This window comes from Microbacterium abyssi, assembly GCF_015277895.1.
Taxonomy (GTDB): domain Bacteria; phylum Actinomycetota; class Actinomycetes; order Actinomycetales; family Microbacteriaceae; genus Microbacterium; species Microbacterium abyssi.
This window is the reverse complement of the sequence record NZ_CP063815.1, coordinates 1,009,168-1,022,114: the sequence shown is the minus strand read 5'-3', so window position 1 is coordinate 1,022,114 and position 12,947 is coordinate 1,009,168. Positions and strand designations below refer to the sequence as shown.

Here is a 12,947-nt window from a genome sequence, read left to right as displayed (position 1 = left end):
CATATTGCGCTTCCGGAACGCCGGTGTCAAGTGGAGCCGGATTCTCGATGCCGATTCGAGATCGTGCGAACTCGCGTTACCGTGCGGCGCTGGAAGAGCGCAGGCGCAGCTGCGGCGGGACGGCGCCGAACTGCGGTACCTGATCTCCGCGGATCTCGGCGAGGAGGATGTCCACCGCACGGCGCCCGAGTTCAGGGAAGTCCTGGTGCACGGTGGTCAGCGGCGGCCAGACATGTGCCGCGACCGGAATATCGTCGAACCCGACGACGCTGACCTCGCGCGGCACGTCGATCCCGGCATCCCGGAAGCCGTGCAGGAGGCCGATCGCCATCAGATCGTTCGCCGCGAAGACCGCCGTGAAGTCGCGACGGCGCGCCAGTTCGAGGCCGGCGAAGTGGCCGAAATCAGCAGTCCAGTCCCCCCGGATCGGCGGGAACGTCGGCAGGTCGGCCTCGCGCAGCGCATCGAGATAGCCCCGCATGCGCGACTCGGCCTCGATCCAGTCCTGCGGGCCGGCGAGGTGCAGGATGTCGGTGTGGCCGAGATCGATCAGATGCTCGGTGACGGCCCGTGCGCCGGCGACCTGGTCGGCCGACAGCGTGTAGCCGTCCGAGCCCGACGCCGTCTGCAGGCTCACCAACGGCACGCCGACCGCCATGCCGCGCAGCACGTTGAAGACCCGCACCTGAGGCGCGAGCGCGACGATGCCGCTGACCTGCTCTCTGCCCAACTGACGGATCGCGTCGCCGATCGCCTCGGCCGTGGTCGTCGGCAGATTCACGGTCGTCACCGAGTATCCCTCGGCTCGCGCGGCATCCTCGATGCTCGCGATCGACGACGTCGGGCCGAACTCCCCGATCGTGGCGGACAGCACCCCGATCGTGCGAGTGCGGCTCGTCACGAGGGCTCGGGCGGCGAGGTTCGGCTTGTAATCGAGGACCGAGATCGCGTCCTCGACGCGTTTGCGCGTCTCCGGCCGGATGCTCGGATGTTCGTTCAGCACCCGTGAGACCGTCTGATGCGAGACGCCGGCCAGGCGCGCCACATCGCGGATGCTGGGCACTCGTGCCCGCTCGCCGGAGGATGCCATCGCAACGCCTCCTTCGGATGTGCACGGTCACATGGATCATCCCATTATGTCCTCCGCGCACAACTCCCGCATCTGCGGGAGGCATCGCGTTGTCAGATTCACACGATCTGCGCCGCGACTCAGGGCTCAAGTGATGATGCGGGCACCGGCCACCGGACCGTGCACGTGCAGCGCCGTGCGGCCGGCATCCGCGAACGCGGCCTGCACGTACTGCGCGCTCTCGGGCGTCTCGCACAGGAAGGCGAGCGTCGGGCCCGACCCCGAGACGATGCCGCTGAGGGCACCGGCGTGCAGGCCCTCGTTGATGATGTCGTCCAGGACCGGCCGCTCCAGCAGGGCCGGCACCTCGAGATCGTTGTACATGCTCGCCGCGAGCGAGTGCGGGTCTCCAGCGCGCAGCGCCTGCAGCACGGGGATCGGCACGTCGAGCGAGAGCGGAGGATCGTCGGCGAGCGCGCCGTTCTCGGCGCGGTGCGCGTCGAGCCGCGCGTAGATCTCCGGCGTGGAGAGACCCTCGTCGCTGGTCACCAGCACCCAGTCGAAGCGTCCGCGCGCGAGCGCGGGGTTCAGCTCGTCTCCGCGCCCCGTGCCCACGGCCGTGCCGCCGTGCAGGGCGAATGGGACGTCGGCGCCGAGCCGGGCCGCGAGCTCGTGCAGGTCGTGCGGCGACAGCCCGGTGCCCCACAGGGCGTCGCACGCGACCAGGGCCGCGGCGGCATCCGCCGATCCCCCGCCCATGCCGCCGGCCACCGGCACGCTCTTGCGCAGCTCGAGGTGAACACCGCCATCGTACCCGGTGGCGGAGGCGAGCATCTTCGCCGCGCGCATCGCGAGGTTCCGGTCGTCGAGGGGCACGGCCTCGGGGTTATCGATGCCCGACACGCTCAGGGTGAAGTCGGCCGCCTCTGTCGCGATGACGTCCTCGTAGAGCGACACGGCCTGGAACACCGTCGCCAGGGCGTGATAGCCGTCGTCATGGCGGCCACCGACGCCCAGGTAGACGTTGATCTTCCCCGGCGCGCGCACGTGCACGGATTCGGGGAAGGCGGCGAGGCTCATGGTCGGCTCACAGCGTGGACGAGGAGGCCCACAGGTCGACGTCGATGCCGTTCGAGAGCGCGTCGATGCGCGCGAGCTGATCGGCTGAGAACGCCGGCCCGCCGACGGCGGCGATGTTCTCGTCGAGCTGCTCCGGCCGCGAGGCGCCGATCAGGGCCGAGACGACCACGGGGTCGCGCAGCGTCCACTGCAGGGCCATCTGCGCGAGCGACTGGCCGCGCTCGGTCGCGATCTCGTCGAGGCCGCGCAGGATCGCCAGCCCCTCGGCCGAGAGCGGCTTCTCGGAGATCGATCCGCGCTTCTGCGCGCGCTGCGCGGTGCCGTCGGCGAGGTACTTGTCGGTGAGCAGCCCCTGGGCGAGCGGCGTGAACGCGATGGCGCCGAGGCCCTCGGTGCGCAGGGTGTCGTTGAGCTCGGCCTCTGTCCAGCGGTTCAGGATCGAGTACGACGGCTGGTGGATGACGAGCGGGGTGCCGAGCTCCCGGGCGACCTCGACCGCCTTGACTGTGCGCTCGGCGCTGTACGAGGAGATGCCCACGTAGAGCGCCTTGCCCTGACGCACCAGGGTGTCGAGAGCCCCGACGGTCTCCTCGATCGGGGTCACCGGGTCGACGCGGTGGGAGTAGAAGATGTCGACGTAGTCGAGGTTCATGCTCTGAAGCGACCGCTCGGCGCTGGAGAGGAGGTACTTACGGCTGCCGAAGTCGCCATAGGGGCCGGGCCACATGTCCCAGCCGGCCTTGGACGAGATGATCAGCTCATCGCGGTAGGGCCGGAAGTCCTCGTTGAAGATGCGGCCGAAGTTCTTCTCGGCGGAGCCATAGGGCGGGCCGTAATTGTTGGCCAGGTCGAAGTGGGTGATGCCGCGGTCGAATGCGTGACGCAGGAGGGCGCGCTGATTGTCGAGCGGGATGTTGTCGCCGAAGTTCCACCACAGTCCCAGCGAGATCGGCGGGAGGAACAGGCCCGAAGTGCCGACCTGCCGGTACTCGAACTGCTGATAGCGGTCGTCCTTCGCCACATAGGGGCGGTGGATCTCAGGAACATCGGAGCGGAAGCGCGGCGATTCAGTCACGTCTCCAGGTTAGCCCTGAAGCGTCTGCGCGATTCTCACGAAATCGTCGACCGTGAGCTCCTCGCCGCGGGCCGTCGGTGCGACGCCGGCACGCTCGAGAAGAGCGGATGCCTCGGCTGCCGTGCCGCCGAGGACGGCTGCCAGCGCCTGCCGGAGCATCTTGCGGCGCTGCTGGAAAGCGGCATCCACGATGCGGAACGTTGCGCGGCGCAGGTCCTCATCGCCTCGCGGCTGCGCATCGCGCTCGAAAGCGACCAGGACGCTGTCGACGTTCGGGACCGGCCAGAACACCTGCCGGGAGACGTGGCCCGCCAGACGCCACGGTCCGTACCAGGCGGCTTTGACGCTCGGCGCGCCGTAGACCTTGCTGCCGGGAGGGGCCGCGAGGCGCTCGCCGACCTCCGCCTGCACCATGACGACGCCGCGCTGCAGGTTCGGGAAGGTCTCCATGAAGTGCAGCAGCACCGGCACCGACACGTTGTAGGGCAGGTTGGCGACGAGCACGTTCGGGTTGCCGGTGAGCTCCGTGACCCGCAGCGCGTCGGCGTCGACGACCGTGAGGGCGCCGCCCGGAACGCCGTGTGCGGCAGCGGTCTCAGGCAGGCGGGCGGCGAGACGGTGATCGATCTCGACCGCTGTGACGGAGGCCCCGGCCTCAAGGATGGCGAGGGTCAGGGAGCCCAGGCCCGGCCCGACCTCGACGACGCGCTCCCCCGCCTGCACCCTGCCGACGTGCACGATCTTGCGAACGGTGTTCGCGTCGACGACGAAGTTCTGGCCGAGCTTCTTGGTCGGGGTGACGTCGAGCTCGGCGGCGAGGCGACGGATCTCGGTGGCGCCGAGCAGTGTGACGGTCATCCTGCCATTGTCCCCCATGCACACTAATGTGAACGGGTGCCCACACTCGGCGAGCTCGTCGCACCCCGTCGCATGGGGCGCGATTTCCGCTGGCTGCTGGCGTCGTCGTGGACGAGCAACGTCGGCGACGGCATCGCCCTGGCCGCCGCTCCCCTGCTGATCGCGTCGCTGACGTCGTCCCCCATCCTGGTGGCGGCCGGCGCGGTGCTCCAGTTCCTCCCGTGGCTGGTCTTCGGGCTGCATGCCGGCGCGATCGCCGACCGGTTCGACCGGCGCCGGCTGGTGATGTTCGCCAACGCCGCCCGGATGATCGTGCTGGCGGCTCTGTGCGTATTCATCGTCACAGGCACGGCGAACATCTGGGTCGTCCTGACCGTGGCGTTCCTGTACGGCACGGCAGAGGTCTTCGTCGACACCTCCGCCAGCACTCTGCTGCCGATGCTCGTAGGGCCCGCCGATCTCGGAATCGGGAACGCCCGTCTGCAGGCCGGCTACCTCGTGGCCAATCAGTTCGCCGGCCCGCCCATCGGCGCCTTCCTGTTCGCCGCCGGTGCACCCTGGCCGTTCCTCGTCGAGGTCGTCTGCATCGGGTTCGCCGTCGTCCTGATCGCGCGAATGGCCTCGACGCCGGTTCCACCGCGTGAGACCGAAGCGCGAACCCCTGTGCACACCGATATCGCCGAGGGCGTCCGATGGATGTGGCGCAACCCGCCGGTGCGCACGCTGATCCTGATCATCCTCGTCTTCAACGTCACCTGGGCCGCGCCCTGGGGCGTGCTCGTGCTGTATGCGATCGAACACCTGAACATGGGCCCGGTGGGTTACGGCATGCTGACGACCGCGTCGGCCGCAGGGGGGATCCTCGCGACGCTGAGCTTCGGGTGGCTGGAGCGGCACGTGTCGTTCGCGACGCTGATGCGGGTGGCGCTGAGCCTCGAAGTGCTCATGCATCTGGCGTTCGCCCTCACCACTGCCGGTTGGGTGGCGCTGGTGATCATGTTCGTGTTCGGCAGTTATGCGTTCGTGTGGGGCACGATCTCCACCACCGTGCGGCAGCGCCTGGTGCCCCATGCCCTGCAGGGACGGGTCGGGTCCGTGAACATGGTCGGCGTCTTCGGCGGCATGGTGATCGGTCAGGCACTCGGCGGAGTGATCGCACAGGTGTGGGGACTCACGGCGCCGTGGTGGTTCGCCTTCGCGGGCGCGGCCGTCACGCTGCTGCTGGTGTGGAAGCCGATCTCGCATATCGTGAACGCACCGGTCGTGGTCGACGAGCCGGAGGCCGCCGAGTGACCGGTCAGTCGGCGAACGCGCCGTAGACGCGGACCGTGTTCTCGGCGATCTGCGCTGCGAGCTCGTCGACGGGCAGATCGAGCTCCGCGGCCATGAATCGCACGGTCAGGGGCACGAGGTACGGCGCGTTCGGGCGGCCGCGAAGCGGCACGGGCGTGAGGAACGGAGCATCCGTCTCGACGAGGATCCGGTCGAGCGGCGTGACCTTCAGTGCATCGCGCAGGTTCTGCGCGTTCTTGAACGTGATGTTCCCTGCGAAGGACAGGTGGTAGCCGGCGTCGGCGCAGGTGCGCGCCATCGCGTCGTCGCCGGAGAAGCAGTGGAAGACGGTCCTCTCGGGCGCGCCGACCCTGGCGAGCGTCTCCAGCACCGCGTCGTGCGCGTCGCGGTCGTGGATCTGCATCGCGATGCCGTGCTTCTTGGCGAGCGCGATATGCGCCTCGAAGGATTCGAACTGTGCGGCATGGCCGTCGGGTCCGGTGCGGAAGAAGTCCAGGCCGGTCTCACCGATCGCGCGCACTCGCGGGTGCGCGGCGAGCTCGTCGATCACGCGGATGGCGTGGTCGAGCTTCCCCGCGTCGGCGTAGACGGGGGCGTCGTTCGGGTGGATCGCGACGGCCGCGAGAACACGGGGGTCGGATGCCGCGGCATCCACCGCCCAGCGGGACGACTCGATGTCGCCGGACGCCTGCACGACACCCAGGATGCCGACCGCCTCAGCGCGATCGAGTTGCTCGGTGAGCGAGAGCGGATCGTCGCCGTCCGTGATCTCGAGGTGCGCGTGGTTGTCGTACACCGGCACCGTCAACGCTTCCGGCGGGGGCGGATACCTCAGGTCTTTCCTCCCGTCCGCACCGCGAGACTTCACGTATGTCACGGGATCAGGCTGTTTCGAGGACACTGGTGAAGTCTCGCGAAGAGGAGTCAGGGCTGGGACTCGACGCGCGGGAAGAGGGGGGCGAGGGGCGTCACGTTCGTTCCGGGGCGGAGGGCGCCCCAGGCGCCGGCCTCGCGGAGCGGCTGCTCCTGCAGGCTGCCGAGGGCCTCTGCGGCTCCGAGCGCTGACCACAGCTTGCCGGTCGACTGCGGCATCACGGGTGACAGCAGCACAGACAGTGCGCGCAGCCCCTCCGCGCAGGTGTAGAGCACGGTGCCGAGGCGTCCGCGCTGCTCCTCATCGCGTGCCAGGGCCCACGGCTCGTTCTCGGTGATGTAGCCGTTCAGTGCGTCGACGATGGTCCAGATCGACGAGATCGCCTCGTCGATGCGGAAGCTCTCGATCGCGGCATCCGCTGCGGTGGCGGCATCCGCCACGATCTTCTGGATCGCGAGATCCTGCTCGGTGTACGCGGCGGGCTCGGGGACGACGCCCTCGAAGTACTTCTCGATCATCGCGACGGTGCGCGAGGCGAGGTTGCCGAAACCGTTCGCGAGCTCGGCCTGGTAGCGGGCCGACAGGTCCTCCCAGGAGAACGAGCCGTCCTGTCCGAATGCGATCGCGGACAGGAAGTAGAACCGGTACGCGTCCGAGCCGAACACATCGGTGATCTCGGTCGGAGCGATGCCGGTGAGCTTCGATTTCGACATCTTCTCGCCGCCGACGAGCAGCCAGCCGTGCGCGAAGACGCCCTTGGGCACCTCGACGCCGGCGGCCATCAGCAGCGCGGGCCAGATCACGGCGTGGAAGCGGAGGATGTCCTTTCCGACGACGTGGTACGCGGGCCAGCGGCGGGCGAACGTCTCCTCATCGGATCCGTACCCGACGGCGGTGGCGTAGTTCAGCAGGGCGTCGACCCAGACGTAGATGACGTGCGACTCGTCCCACGGCAGCGGGATGCCCCAGTCGAAGGTCGAGCGCGAGATGGAGAGGTCCTTCAGTCCCTGGCTCACGAACGAGACGACCTCGTTACGGGCGGAGTGCGGGCGGACGAAGTCGGGTTCGTTCTTGTACAGCTCGAGCAGGCGGTCCTGGAACTCGCTCAACTTGAAGAAGTAGTTCTTCTCCTGCAGCAGCTCGAGCGGCTTGGAGTGGATCGCGCAGACCTTCAGTCCCTCGAAGGGGCCGGTGCCGTCGACGATCTCGGACTCGGGCTTGAACTCCTCACAGCCCACACAGTACAGCGCTTCGTACTCGCCGGCGTAGATGTAGCCGGCGTCGTAGAGCCGCTGGAAGAACACCTGCACGTTCTTCTCGTGGCGCTCCTGCGTGGTGCGGATGAAGTCGTCGTTCGCGACATCGAGGGTCTCCAGCAGCGGGAACCAGCTCTCGGAGACGAGCTTGTCGACCCACTGCTGCGGGGTCACGTCGTTCGCCGCGGCGGCGCGGAGCATCTTCTGGCCGTGCTCGTCGGTTCCGGTCAGCATCCAGGTGTCATCGCCCGCCTGGCGGTGCCAGCGCGCGAGCGTGTCGACCGCCACCGACGTGTATCCGTGGCCGATGTGGGGCACATCGGAGGGGTAGTAGATGGGCGTGGTGATGTAGAAGGAATCGCCTGCGGGCATGCTCTCGATTCTAGGCGGGATGCCGGGCGTGTTACTCGCCGGTGGTCGGATGCCGTAACGCCCCGGGCTCCGGGATGCCGCCTCGCTCGCAGAGCGGGGACCCCGCCCGCTGCGCGGGCACCCCGATGCTCGCTCATGCGGCATCCCTGCGCCCTCACATGTCGCGTTTGATCGCTGTCGCTGCGGCGTGGGGGCGGGTGCTGACTTCGGCGGCGGCGCGGGAGCGGCGCTGCGTCGAGACGATGGTGAAGCCTGCGGTTTCCAACAAATGGGAAAGGGCTTCGATCGACCAGAAGTACGCCTCAGTCACCGCGTGGGCGAAGGGTTCGCGGGGCGGGCCGTCGAAGAAGCCGATGAGCAGCGAGCCGTCGGGCTTCAGAGCGCGCGCGAACTCCCGCAGCACCGCCGGGATCTCGGCGGGAGGCGTGTGTATCAGCGAGTACCAGGCGAGGATGCCGCCGAGCGAGGCGTCTGCGACGGGAAGCGTGCGGAAGCTGCCGGCCTCGAACCTCAGATGCGGGTAGGTGCGGCGCGCACTCGCCAGGAACTCCTCGGAGATGTCGAGGCCGACCACGTCTCGGTGACCGTCGTGGAGGAAGTCCGTCCACAGGCCGGGTCCGCACCCGGCATCCAGCAGTGTGGCTGTCGTCGTTTCGCGCCACTGCGCAATCAGATTGCGGTCCGCGGCATCCATCTGCTCGATGCTTCCCGCGACCTCGATGTACGCGGCGGCGCGCGCGTCGTAAGCCGTGGCGATCGACGCGTCGCTCATCGTGCGCGGGACGCGAGGGCCTGCTGGTAGAGGTCGCGGGAACTGAGGCCGGTGGCCGCGGCGACTTCGGCGCAGGCCTCCTTCAGGCGCATGCCACTCTCGACCAGCGCCTGCACCTGGGCGCCGGCATCCTCGGCGGATGCCGCGACGGGAGGTGCGCCCTCGACGACGATGACGATCTCGCCCTTGACACCGGACTCTGCCCACTCGACGAGCTCGGATGCCGTGCCGCGCCGCACCTCTTCGTAGAACTTCGTCAGTTCACGGCACACCGCGATGCGGCGATCATCGCCGAAGACCCCGCCCATGTCGGCGAGCGTCGAGGCGAGTCGTGAGGGGGACTCGAAGAAGATCATGGTGCGCGGTTCGGCGGCCACAGCACGGAGGGTTGAGCGCCGCTCCCCCGGCTTGCGCGGCAGGAAGCCCTCGAACGTGAACCGGTCGGTGGGCAGGCCCGAGATCGCCAGCGCCATGATCACGGCGCTGGGACCGGGGATGGCGGTCACCGTCACGCCCAGCTCGACAGCCGCGGCGACCAGCCCGTATCCGGGGTCGCTGACCGCCGGCATCCCGGCATCGCTGACGACGACGATGTCCTCGTCGACGGCGAGCGCGGCGAGTTCCGCGGCCTTGTGCTTCTCGTTGTGGTCGTGCAGGGCGATCAGCCGCGGCCGGTTCTCGATCTTCAGCGCCTGCAGCAGCCGCTGCGTCGTGCGGGTGTCCTCGGCAGCGACGAGCGCGGCGTTCTCGAGCACTTCGACCAGACGTCGGGACGCGTCGCCGAGGTTTCCGATCGGGGTCGCCGCGAGGATGATCACCCGTTCAGCTTAGGCTTATGCCGTGTCTGCGCCCGCGCCTCTGCTCCCGCCGCCCGAGGAGCGTCTGACGGTATGGGGACGGCTGCGCGACCGGCTGCTGCTGGACGCGGAGTGGAGTCGCGTCATCCGCTGGCTCGCGCCGCTGGTGATCACGGCGCTCGCCGCCGTATTGCGACTGGCCAATCTGGCGCACCCGCAGACGCTGGCGTTCGATGAGACGTATTACGTCAAGGACGCCTGGTCGCTGTGGGTCCTCGGCTACGAGGGCACCTGGGGCGACGGCGCGAACGAGGCGTTCGTGACCGGCGACACGAGTGCGCTGAGCGATGCCGGCAGTTTCGTCGTGCACCCGCCGCTCGGCAAGTGGCTGATCGCGCTCGGCATGGGTGCGTTCGGCGTCGGCAACAGCGCGGCGTGGCGGCTGGCCGTCGCGCTGATCGGCACGGCGACCGTGCTGCTGGTCTACTTCGTCGCGAAGGAGCTCACCCGGTCGATCGTCGCGGCGAGCGTCGCGGGCCTGCTGCTCGCCATCGACGGGCTGAGCATCGTGATGAGCAGGGTCGGGCTGCTCGACGGCATCCTCACGTTCTTCATCCTGCTGGGGTTCCTCTTCATCCTCCTGGACCGACGGCGCTCGATTCCGCTGGTGGAACATGCCCCCGACGGCGACCGGGAACACCTGTGGGGGCGCATCGTCTGGCGTCGCCCGTGGCTCATCGCGGCCGGTGTCGCGCTCGGCGCGGCGACCGCCGTGAAGTGGTCGGGACTGTACGCGCTGGCGGGGTTCGGCATCTACCTCGTGGTCACCGACGCGCTCGCCCGTCGGCGGGCGGGCGTCGCGTACTGGCCGATGGACGCCGTCGCCAGGCAGGGCGTGGTCTCGTTCCTGCTGCTGGTACCGGTGGCCTTCGTCACCTATCTCGTCTCCTGGACCGGCTGGCTGGTGACCGCAGGCGGCTACGACCGGCAGTCGGACGGCAACCCGCTCATCGCGCTGTGGAAGTATCACGAGTCGATCTACGGATTCCACGTCGGCCTCAGCTCGGGGCATGCGTATGCGAGCCCGGCGTGGCAGTGGCCGTTCCTCATCCGCCCGACCGCCGTGTGGGTCGGCGACGACCAGAGCTGCGGCACCGACCACTGCATGTCGGTGATCTCCACCGTGCCCAATCCGCTGATCTGGTACGCCGGCGTCGCCGCCGCGATCTACCTGCTGTACCGGCTCGTGCGCGGGCTCATCCAGCGGCGGCCGATGCCGTGGACGTACGGTCTTCCGCTCGTCGGCCTCGCGGTCACGTACGTGCCGTGGCTGCTGTACCCGGAGCGCACGATCTTCCAGTTCTACACGGTGGTGATGGTGCCGTTCCTCGTCCTGGCGCTGGTGCTCGTGTTGCGTGAGATCGCGGGGCGTCGGGAGGACCCTCTGTACCGACGACAGGCGGGAGAGCGCACCGTCATGGTGTTCCTCGTCGCCGTCGTGCTCGTCTCGGCGTTCTTCTATCCCGTGTGGACCGGAATGAGCGTGCCGTACGAGTTCTGGCTGATCCACAACTGGTTGCCGACCTGGGTGTAGTACCGGCCGACCGACGATGCTGTATCGATTGCGTCGGTTCTAAGGCGTGGATGACCGACCGAACCCATACAGCATGGCGGGCGCTGAGGGACCCGCGGGCCCTCAGCGCCCGCGGGTCAGCTCGGCAGCATCCGCGACAGGAAGCCGGCACACGAACGCCCGGCAGTCGTACGCCAGCTCTGCCGCAGCGGACTTCCCCGCGAACAGCTCGAACCCGGCATCCTCGAACGCGTGCGCCTGGGCGGGCGTCACGACGGCGATGACATCGGCATCCAGACGCCGGGATGCCGCCGCGAGAGCACCCGTACGATCAGCGGTCACCGCGACGACCTGGCGCGGCGGCTCGACGAGGCTAGCCGCGATCCCGAGCAGGGATCCGTGCCCGAACGGGTGCTGCAGAGCGGATGCCGCAACCGCCTGCACCTGCGCTTCGGCGACCTCGCGGTACTGCTCCCCCGCGCCGAGCCGCCACGCCGTGAGCGCCGCGCCGGCGAGCGCGGCGACACCGGACGGCAGATCGCCGTCCGTCTCATCCGGCGCAGATGCCACACCCTGCCCCGCCAGCACCGGGTCAGGCTCTGCGCCTGAGGTGAGCGCCTCGTCGAGGATGTCGCGGGCCTGCACCGCCCATTCGGCCTCGCCCGTGGCCGCGGCGAGAGCGAACAGCCCCTCGGCGAACAGCGCCAGGTCGGCGAGCGTCGCCACTGCGGCTGAGGCGAATCCGTCGAGCGACGAGCGCACCAGCCGTCCCTCCACCGAGCGATTCACAGTCGAGACGTACGCCGCGGCCTCGACCGCGGCATCCACCCACACTCTCTCCCCTAAGGCCGCACCGGCCCGCGCGAGAGCGGCGATCGCAAGACCGTTCCAGCCCGTGATGACCTTGCCGTCGACCGCGGGCGGCTCGAGATCAGAGCGGTCGGCCACGGGGCGCAGGTAATAGCCGCCCTCGCTGCGCGCTCCGTCGATCATCGACTCAGAGTCCTGCGCGGCGCCGAAGCCGCCACCGTCGCGCCGAAGCACGTCGAGCAGAAAGTCCGCGATCCCCCGTGCCGTCGCCTCGTCTCCTGCGCGCACCGCGACATCGAGCAGCTGCGCGTTGTCGGTCAGCATCCGCTCGTAGTGCGGCACGGTCCAGTCGCGCTGGGTCGCGTACCGGAAGAAGCCACCGTCTTCGTCGCGCAGGTCGGATGCCGCCATCGCGGCGAGCGCGCGGTCGGCGGCGGCCGCGGCATCCGGCGTCTCGCGGCGCACCAGCGGTTGCTGCAGGAAGCTCAGTGTCGTCGCGACCGGGAACTTCGGCGCTCCGCCGAAACCGCCGAACATCCTGTCCTCACGCGCGGCGGAAGCCTCGGCGGCCGCGACGAGCGCGGACGCCGAGGGCAGATCGGACGGCGCGACCAGCGCGGCCTGCGCGAGCGCTGCGGCGACGGCATCCGCCGATTCGATCGCCTGCTCGCGGCGCATCGTCCAGGCCTCCTGCACGGCGGCGAGCACGTCTCGGAAGCCCGGCATCTGCCCCCGAGCCTCCGGCGGCCAGTACGTACCGGCATAGAACGTACGCCCCTGCGGCGTCGTGAAAGCCGTCAGCGGCCAGCCGAGATTCTGGGTGAACGCGGATGCCGCCGCCATGTACGCGCCGTCGACATCCGGATGCTCCTCGCGATCGACCTTGATCGCGACGAAGTTCGCGTTGATGAGCGCGGCGATCTCAGGCGAGGAGAACGACTCCCTCGCCATCACGTGACACCAGTGGCACGTCGAGTAACCGATCGAGATGAGCAGCGGCACCTCGCGGCGCTGCGCCTCGGCGAAAGCGTCCGCTCCCCACGGCCACCAGTCGACGGGATTGTCGGCGTGCGCGCGCAGATACGGGCTGAGCGTGTCGGCGAGGCGATTGGTCATGC

The 12,947-nt window shown here is 69.1% G+C and carries 11 protein-coding genes; 2 read left to right on the top strand and 9 right to left on the bottom strand.

All coding sequences use genetic code 11. From position 1 onward, the window contains the following. Positions 1–76: 76 nt before the first annotated feature. From IM776_RS05065 to rsmA, 4 genes are all read right to left on the bottom strand, one after another. A complete protein-coding gene (locus IM776_RS05065; protein WP_194421923.1) occupies positions 77–1,090 on the bottom strand; it encodes a LacI family DNA-binding transcriptional regulator in 1,014 nt (337 codons plus the stop codon). 126 nt (positions 1,091–1,216) lie between these two features. Further along, positions 1,217–2,149, bottom strand: a complete 933-nt coding sequence (locus tag IM776_RS05060; protein ID WP_194421922.1) for a 4-(cytidine 5'-diphospho)-2-C-methyl-D-erythritol kinase — start codon at positions 2,147–2,149, stop codon at positions 1,217–1,219. A 7-nt stretch (positions 2,150–2,156) separates the two neighbouring features. Then, positions 2,157–3,224, bottom strand: a complete 1,068-nt coding sequence (mgrA, locus tag IM776_RS05055; RefSeq protein WP_194421921.1) for an L-glyceraldehyde 3-phosphate reductase — start codon at positions 3,222–3,224, stop codon at positions 2,157–2,159. 9 nt (positions 3,225–3,233) lie between these two features. Continuing rightward, a complete protein-coding gene (gene rsmA / locus IM776_RS05050) occupies positions 3,234–4,082 on the bottom strand; it encodes a 16S rRNA (adenine(1518)-N(6)/adenine(1519)-N(6))-dimethyltransferase RsmA (protein ID WP_194421920.1) in 849 nt (282 codons plus the stop codon). A gap of 72 nt (positions 4,083–4,154) precedes the next feature. Here rsmA and IM776_RS05045 point away from each other — a divergent pair, with 72 nt between their 5' ends. After that, on the top strand, positions 4,155–5,375 hold the full coding sequence (locus IM776_RS05045) for an MFS transporter (RefSeq protein WP_194422512.1): 1,221 nt from the start codon (positions 4,155–4,157) through the stop codon (positions 5,373–5,375). A gap of 4 nt (positions 5,376–5,379) precedes the next feature. On the opposite strand, the gene IM776_RS05040 is transcribed toward IM776_RS05045, so the two are convergent. From IM776_RS05040 to rsmI, 4 genes are all read right to left on the bottom strand, one after another. After that, positions 5,380–6,276, bottom strand: coding sequence for a TatD family hydrolase (locus IM776_RS05040; RefSeq protein WP_194421919.1), 897 nt, complete (start codon positions 6,274–6,276; stop codon positions 5,380–5,382). 23 nt (positions 6,277–6,299) lie between these two features. Further along, the gene (gene metG, locus IM776_RS05035) at positions 6,300–7,877 is read right to left on the bottom strand and encodes a methionine--tRNA ligase (RefSeq protein ID WP_194421918.1); all 1,578 of its coding nucleotides are present in this window, start codon (positions 7,875–7,877) and stop codon (positions 6,300–6,302) included. Between the two features lie 154 nt (positions 7,878–8,031). Continuing rightward, positions 8,032–8,649 carry a class I SAM-dependent methyltransferase gene (locus IM776_RS05030; RefSeq protein WP_194421917.1) on the bottom strand — a complete coding sequence of 206 codons (618 nt, stop codon included), beginning with the start codon at positions 8,647–8,649 and terminating at the stop codon, positions 8,032–8,034. Further along, the gene (gene rsmI / locus IM776_RS05025; protein ID WP_194421916.1) at positions 8,646–9,467 is read right to left on the bottom strand and encodes a 16S rRNA (cytidine(1402)-2'-O)-methyltransferase; all 822 of its coding nucleotides are present in this window, start codon (positions 9,465–9,467) and stop codon (positions 8,646–8,648) included. The genes IM776_RS05030 and rsmI overlap by 4 nt, the downstream gene beginning before the upstream one ends. 22 nt (positions 9,468–9,489) lie before the next feature. Between rsmI and IM776_RS05020 the strand changes: the two genes are divergently transcribed. Further along, entirely contained in the window at positions 9,490–11,040 is a 1,551-nt protein-coding gene (locus IM776_RS05020; protein ID WP_194421915.1) for a dolichyl-phosphate-mannose--protein mannosyltransferase, read from the top strand. Between the two features lie 102 nt (positions 11,041–11,142). On the opposite strand, the gene IM776_RS05015 is transcribed toward IM776_RS05020, so the two are convergent. Then, positions 11,143–12,945 (bottom strand): thioredoxin domain-containing protein, encoded by a 1,803-nt coding sequence (locus IM776_RS05015; RefSeq protein WP_194421914.1) that lies wholly within the window; start codon positions 12,943–12,945, stop codon positions 11,143–11,145. Between the last annotated feature and the right edge of the window lie 2 nt (positions 12,946–12,947).

What these genes read in the sequence shown, in the direction of transcription:
- IM776_RS05065 (WP_194421923.1), bottom strand. Translation starts at nt 1,090, where the DNA reads ATGGCATCCTCCGGCGAGCGGGCACGAGTGCCCAGCATCCGCGATGTG.
- IM776_RS05060 (WP_194421922.1), bottom strand. Translation starts at nt 2,149, where the DNA reads ATGAGCCTCGCCGCCTTCCCCGAATCCGTGCACGTGCGCGCGCCGGGG.
- rsmA (WP_194421920.1), bottom strand. Translation starts at nt 4,082, where the DNA reads ATGACCGTCACACTGCTCGGCGCCACCGAGATCCGTCGCCTCGCCGCC.
- IM776_RS05045 (WP_194422512.1), top strand. Translation starts at nt 4,155, where the DNA reads ATGGGGCGCGATTTCCGCTGGCTGCTGGCGTCGTCGTGGACGAGCAAC.
- metG (WP_194421918.1), bottom strand. Translation starts at nt 7,877, where the DNA reads ATGCCCGCAGGCGATTCCTTCTACATCACCACGCCCATCTACTACCCC.
- IM776_RS05030 (WP_194421917.1), bottom strand. Translation starts at nt 8,649, where the DNA reads ATGAGCGACGCGTCGATCGCCACGGCTTACGACGCGCGCGCCGCCGCG.
- IM776_RS05015 (WP_194421914.1), bottom strand. Translation starts at nt 12,945, where the DNA reads ATGACCAATCGCCTCGCCGACACGCTCAGCCCGTATCTGCGCGCGCAC.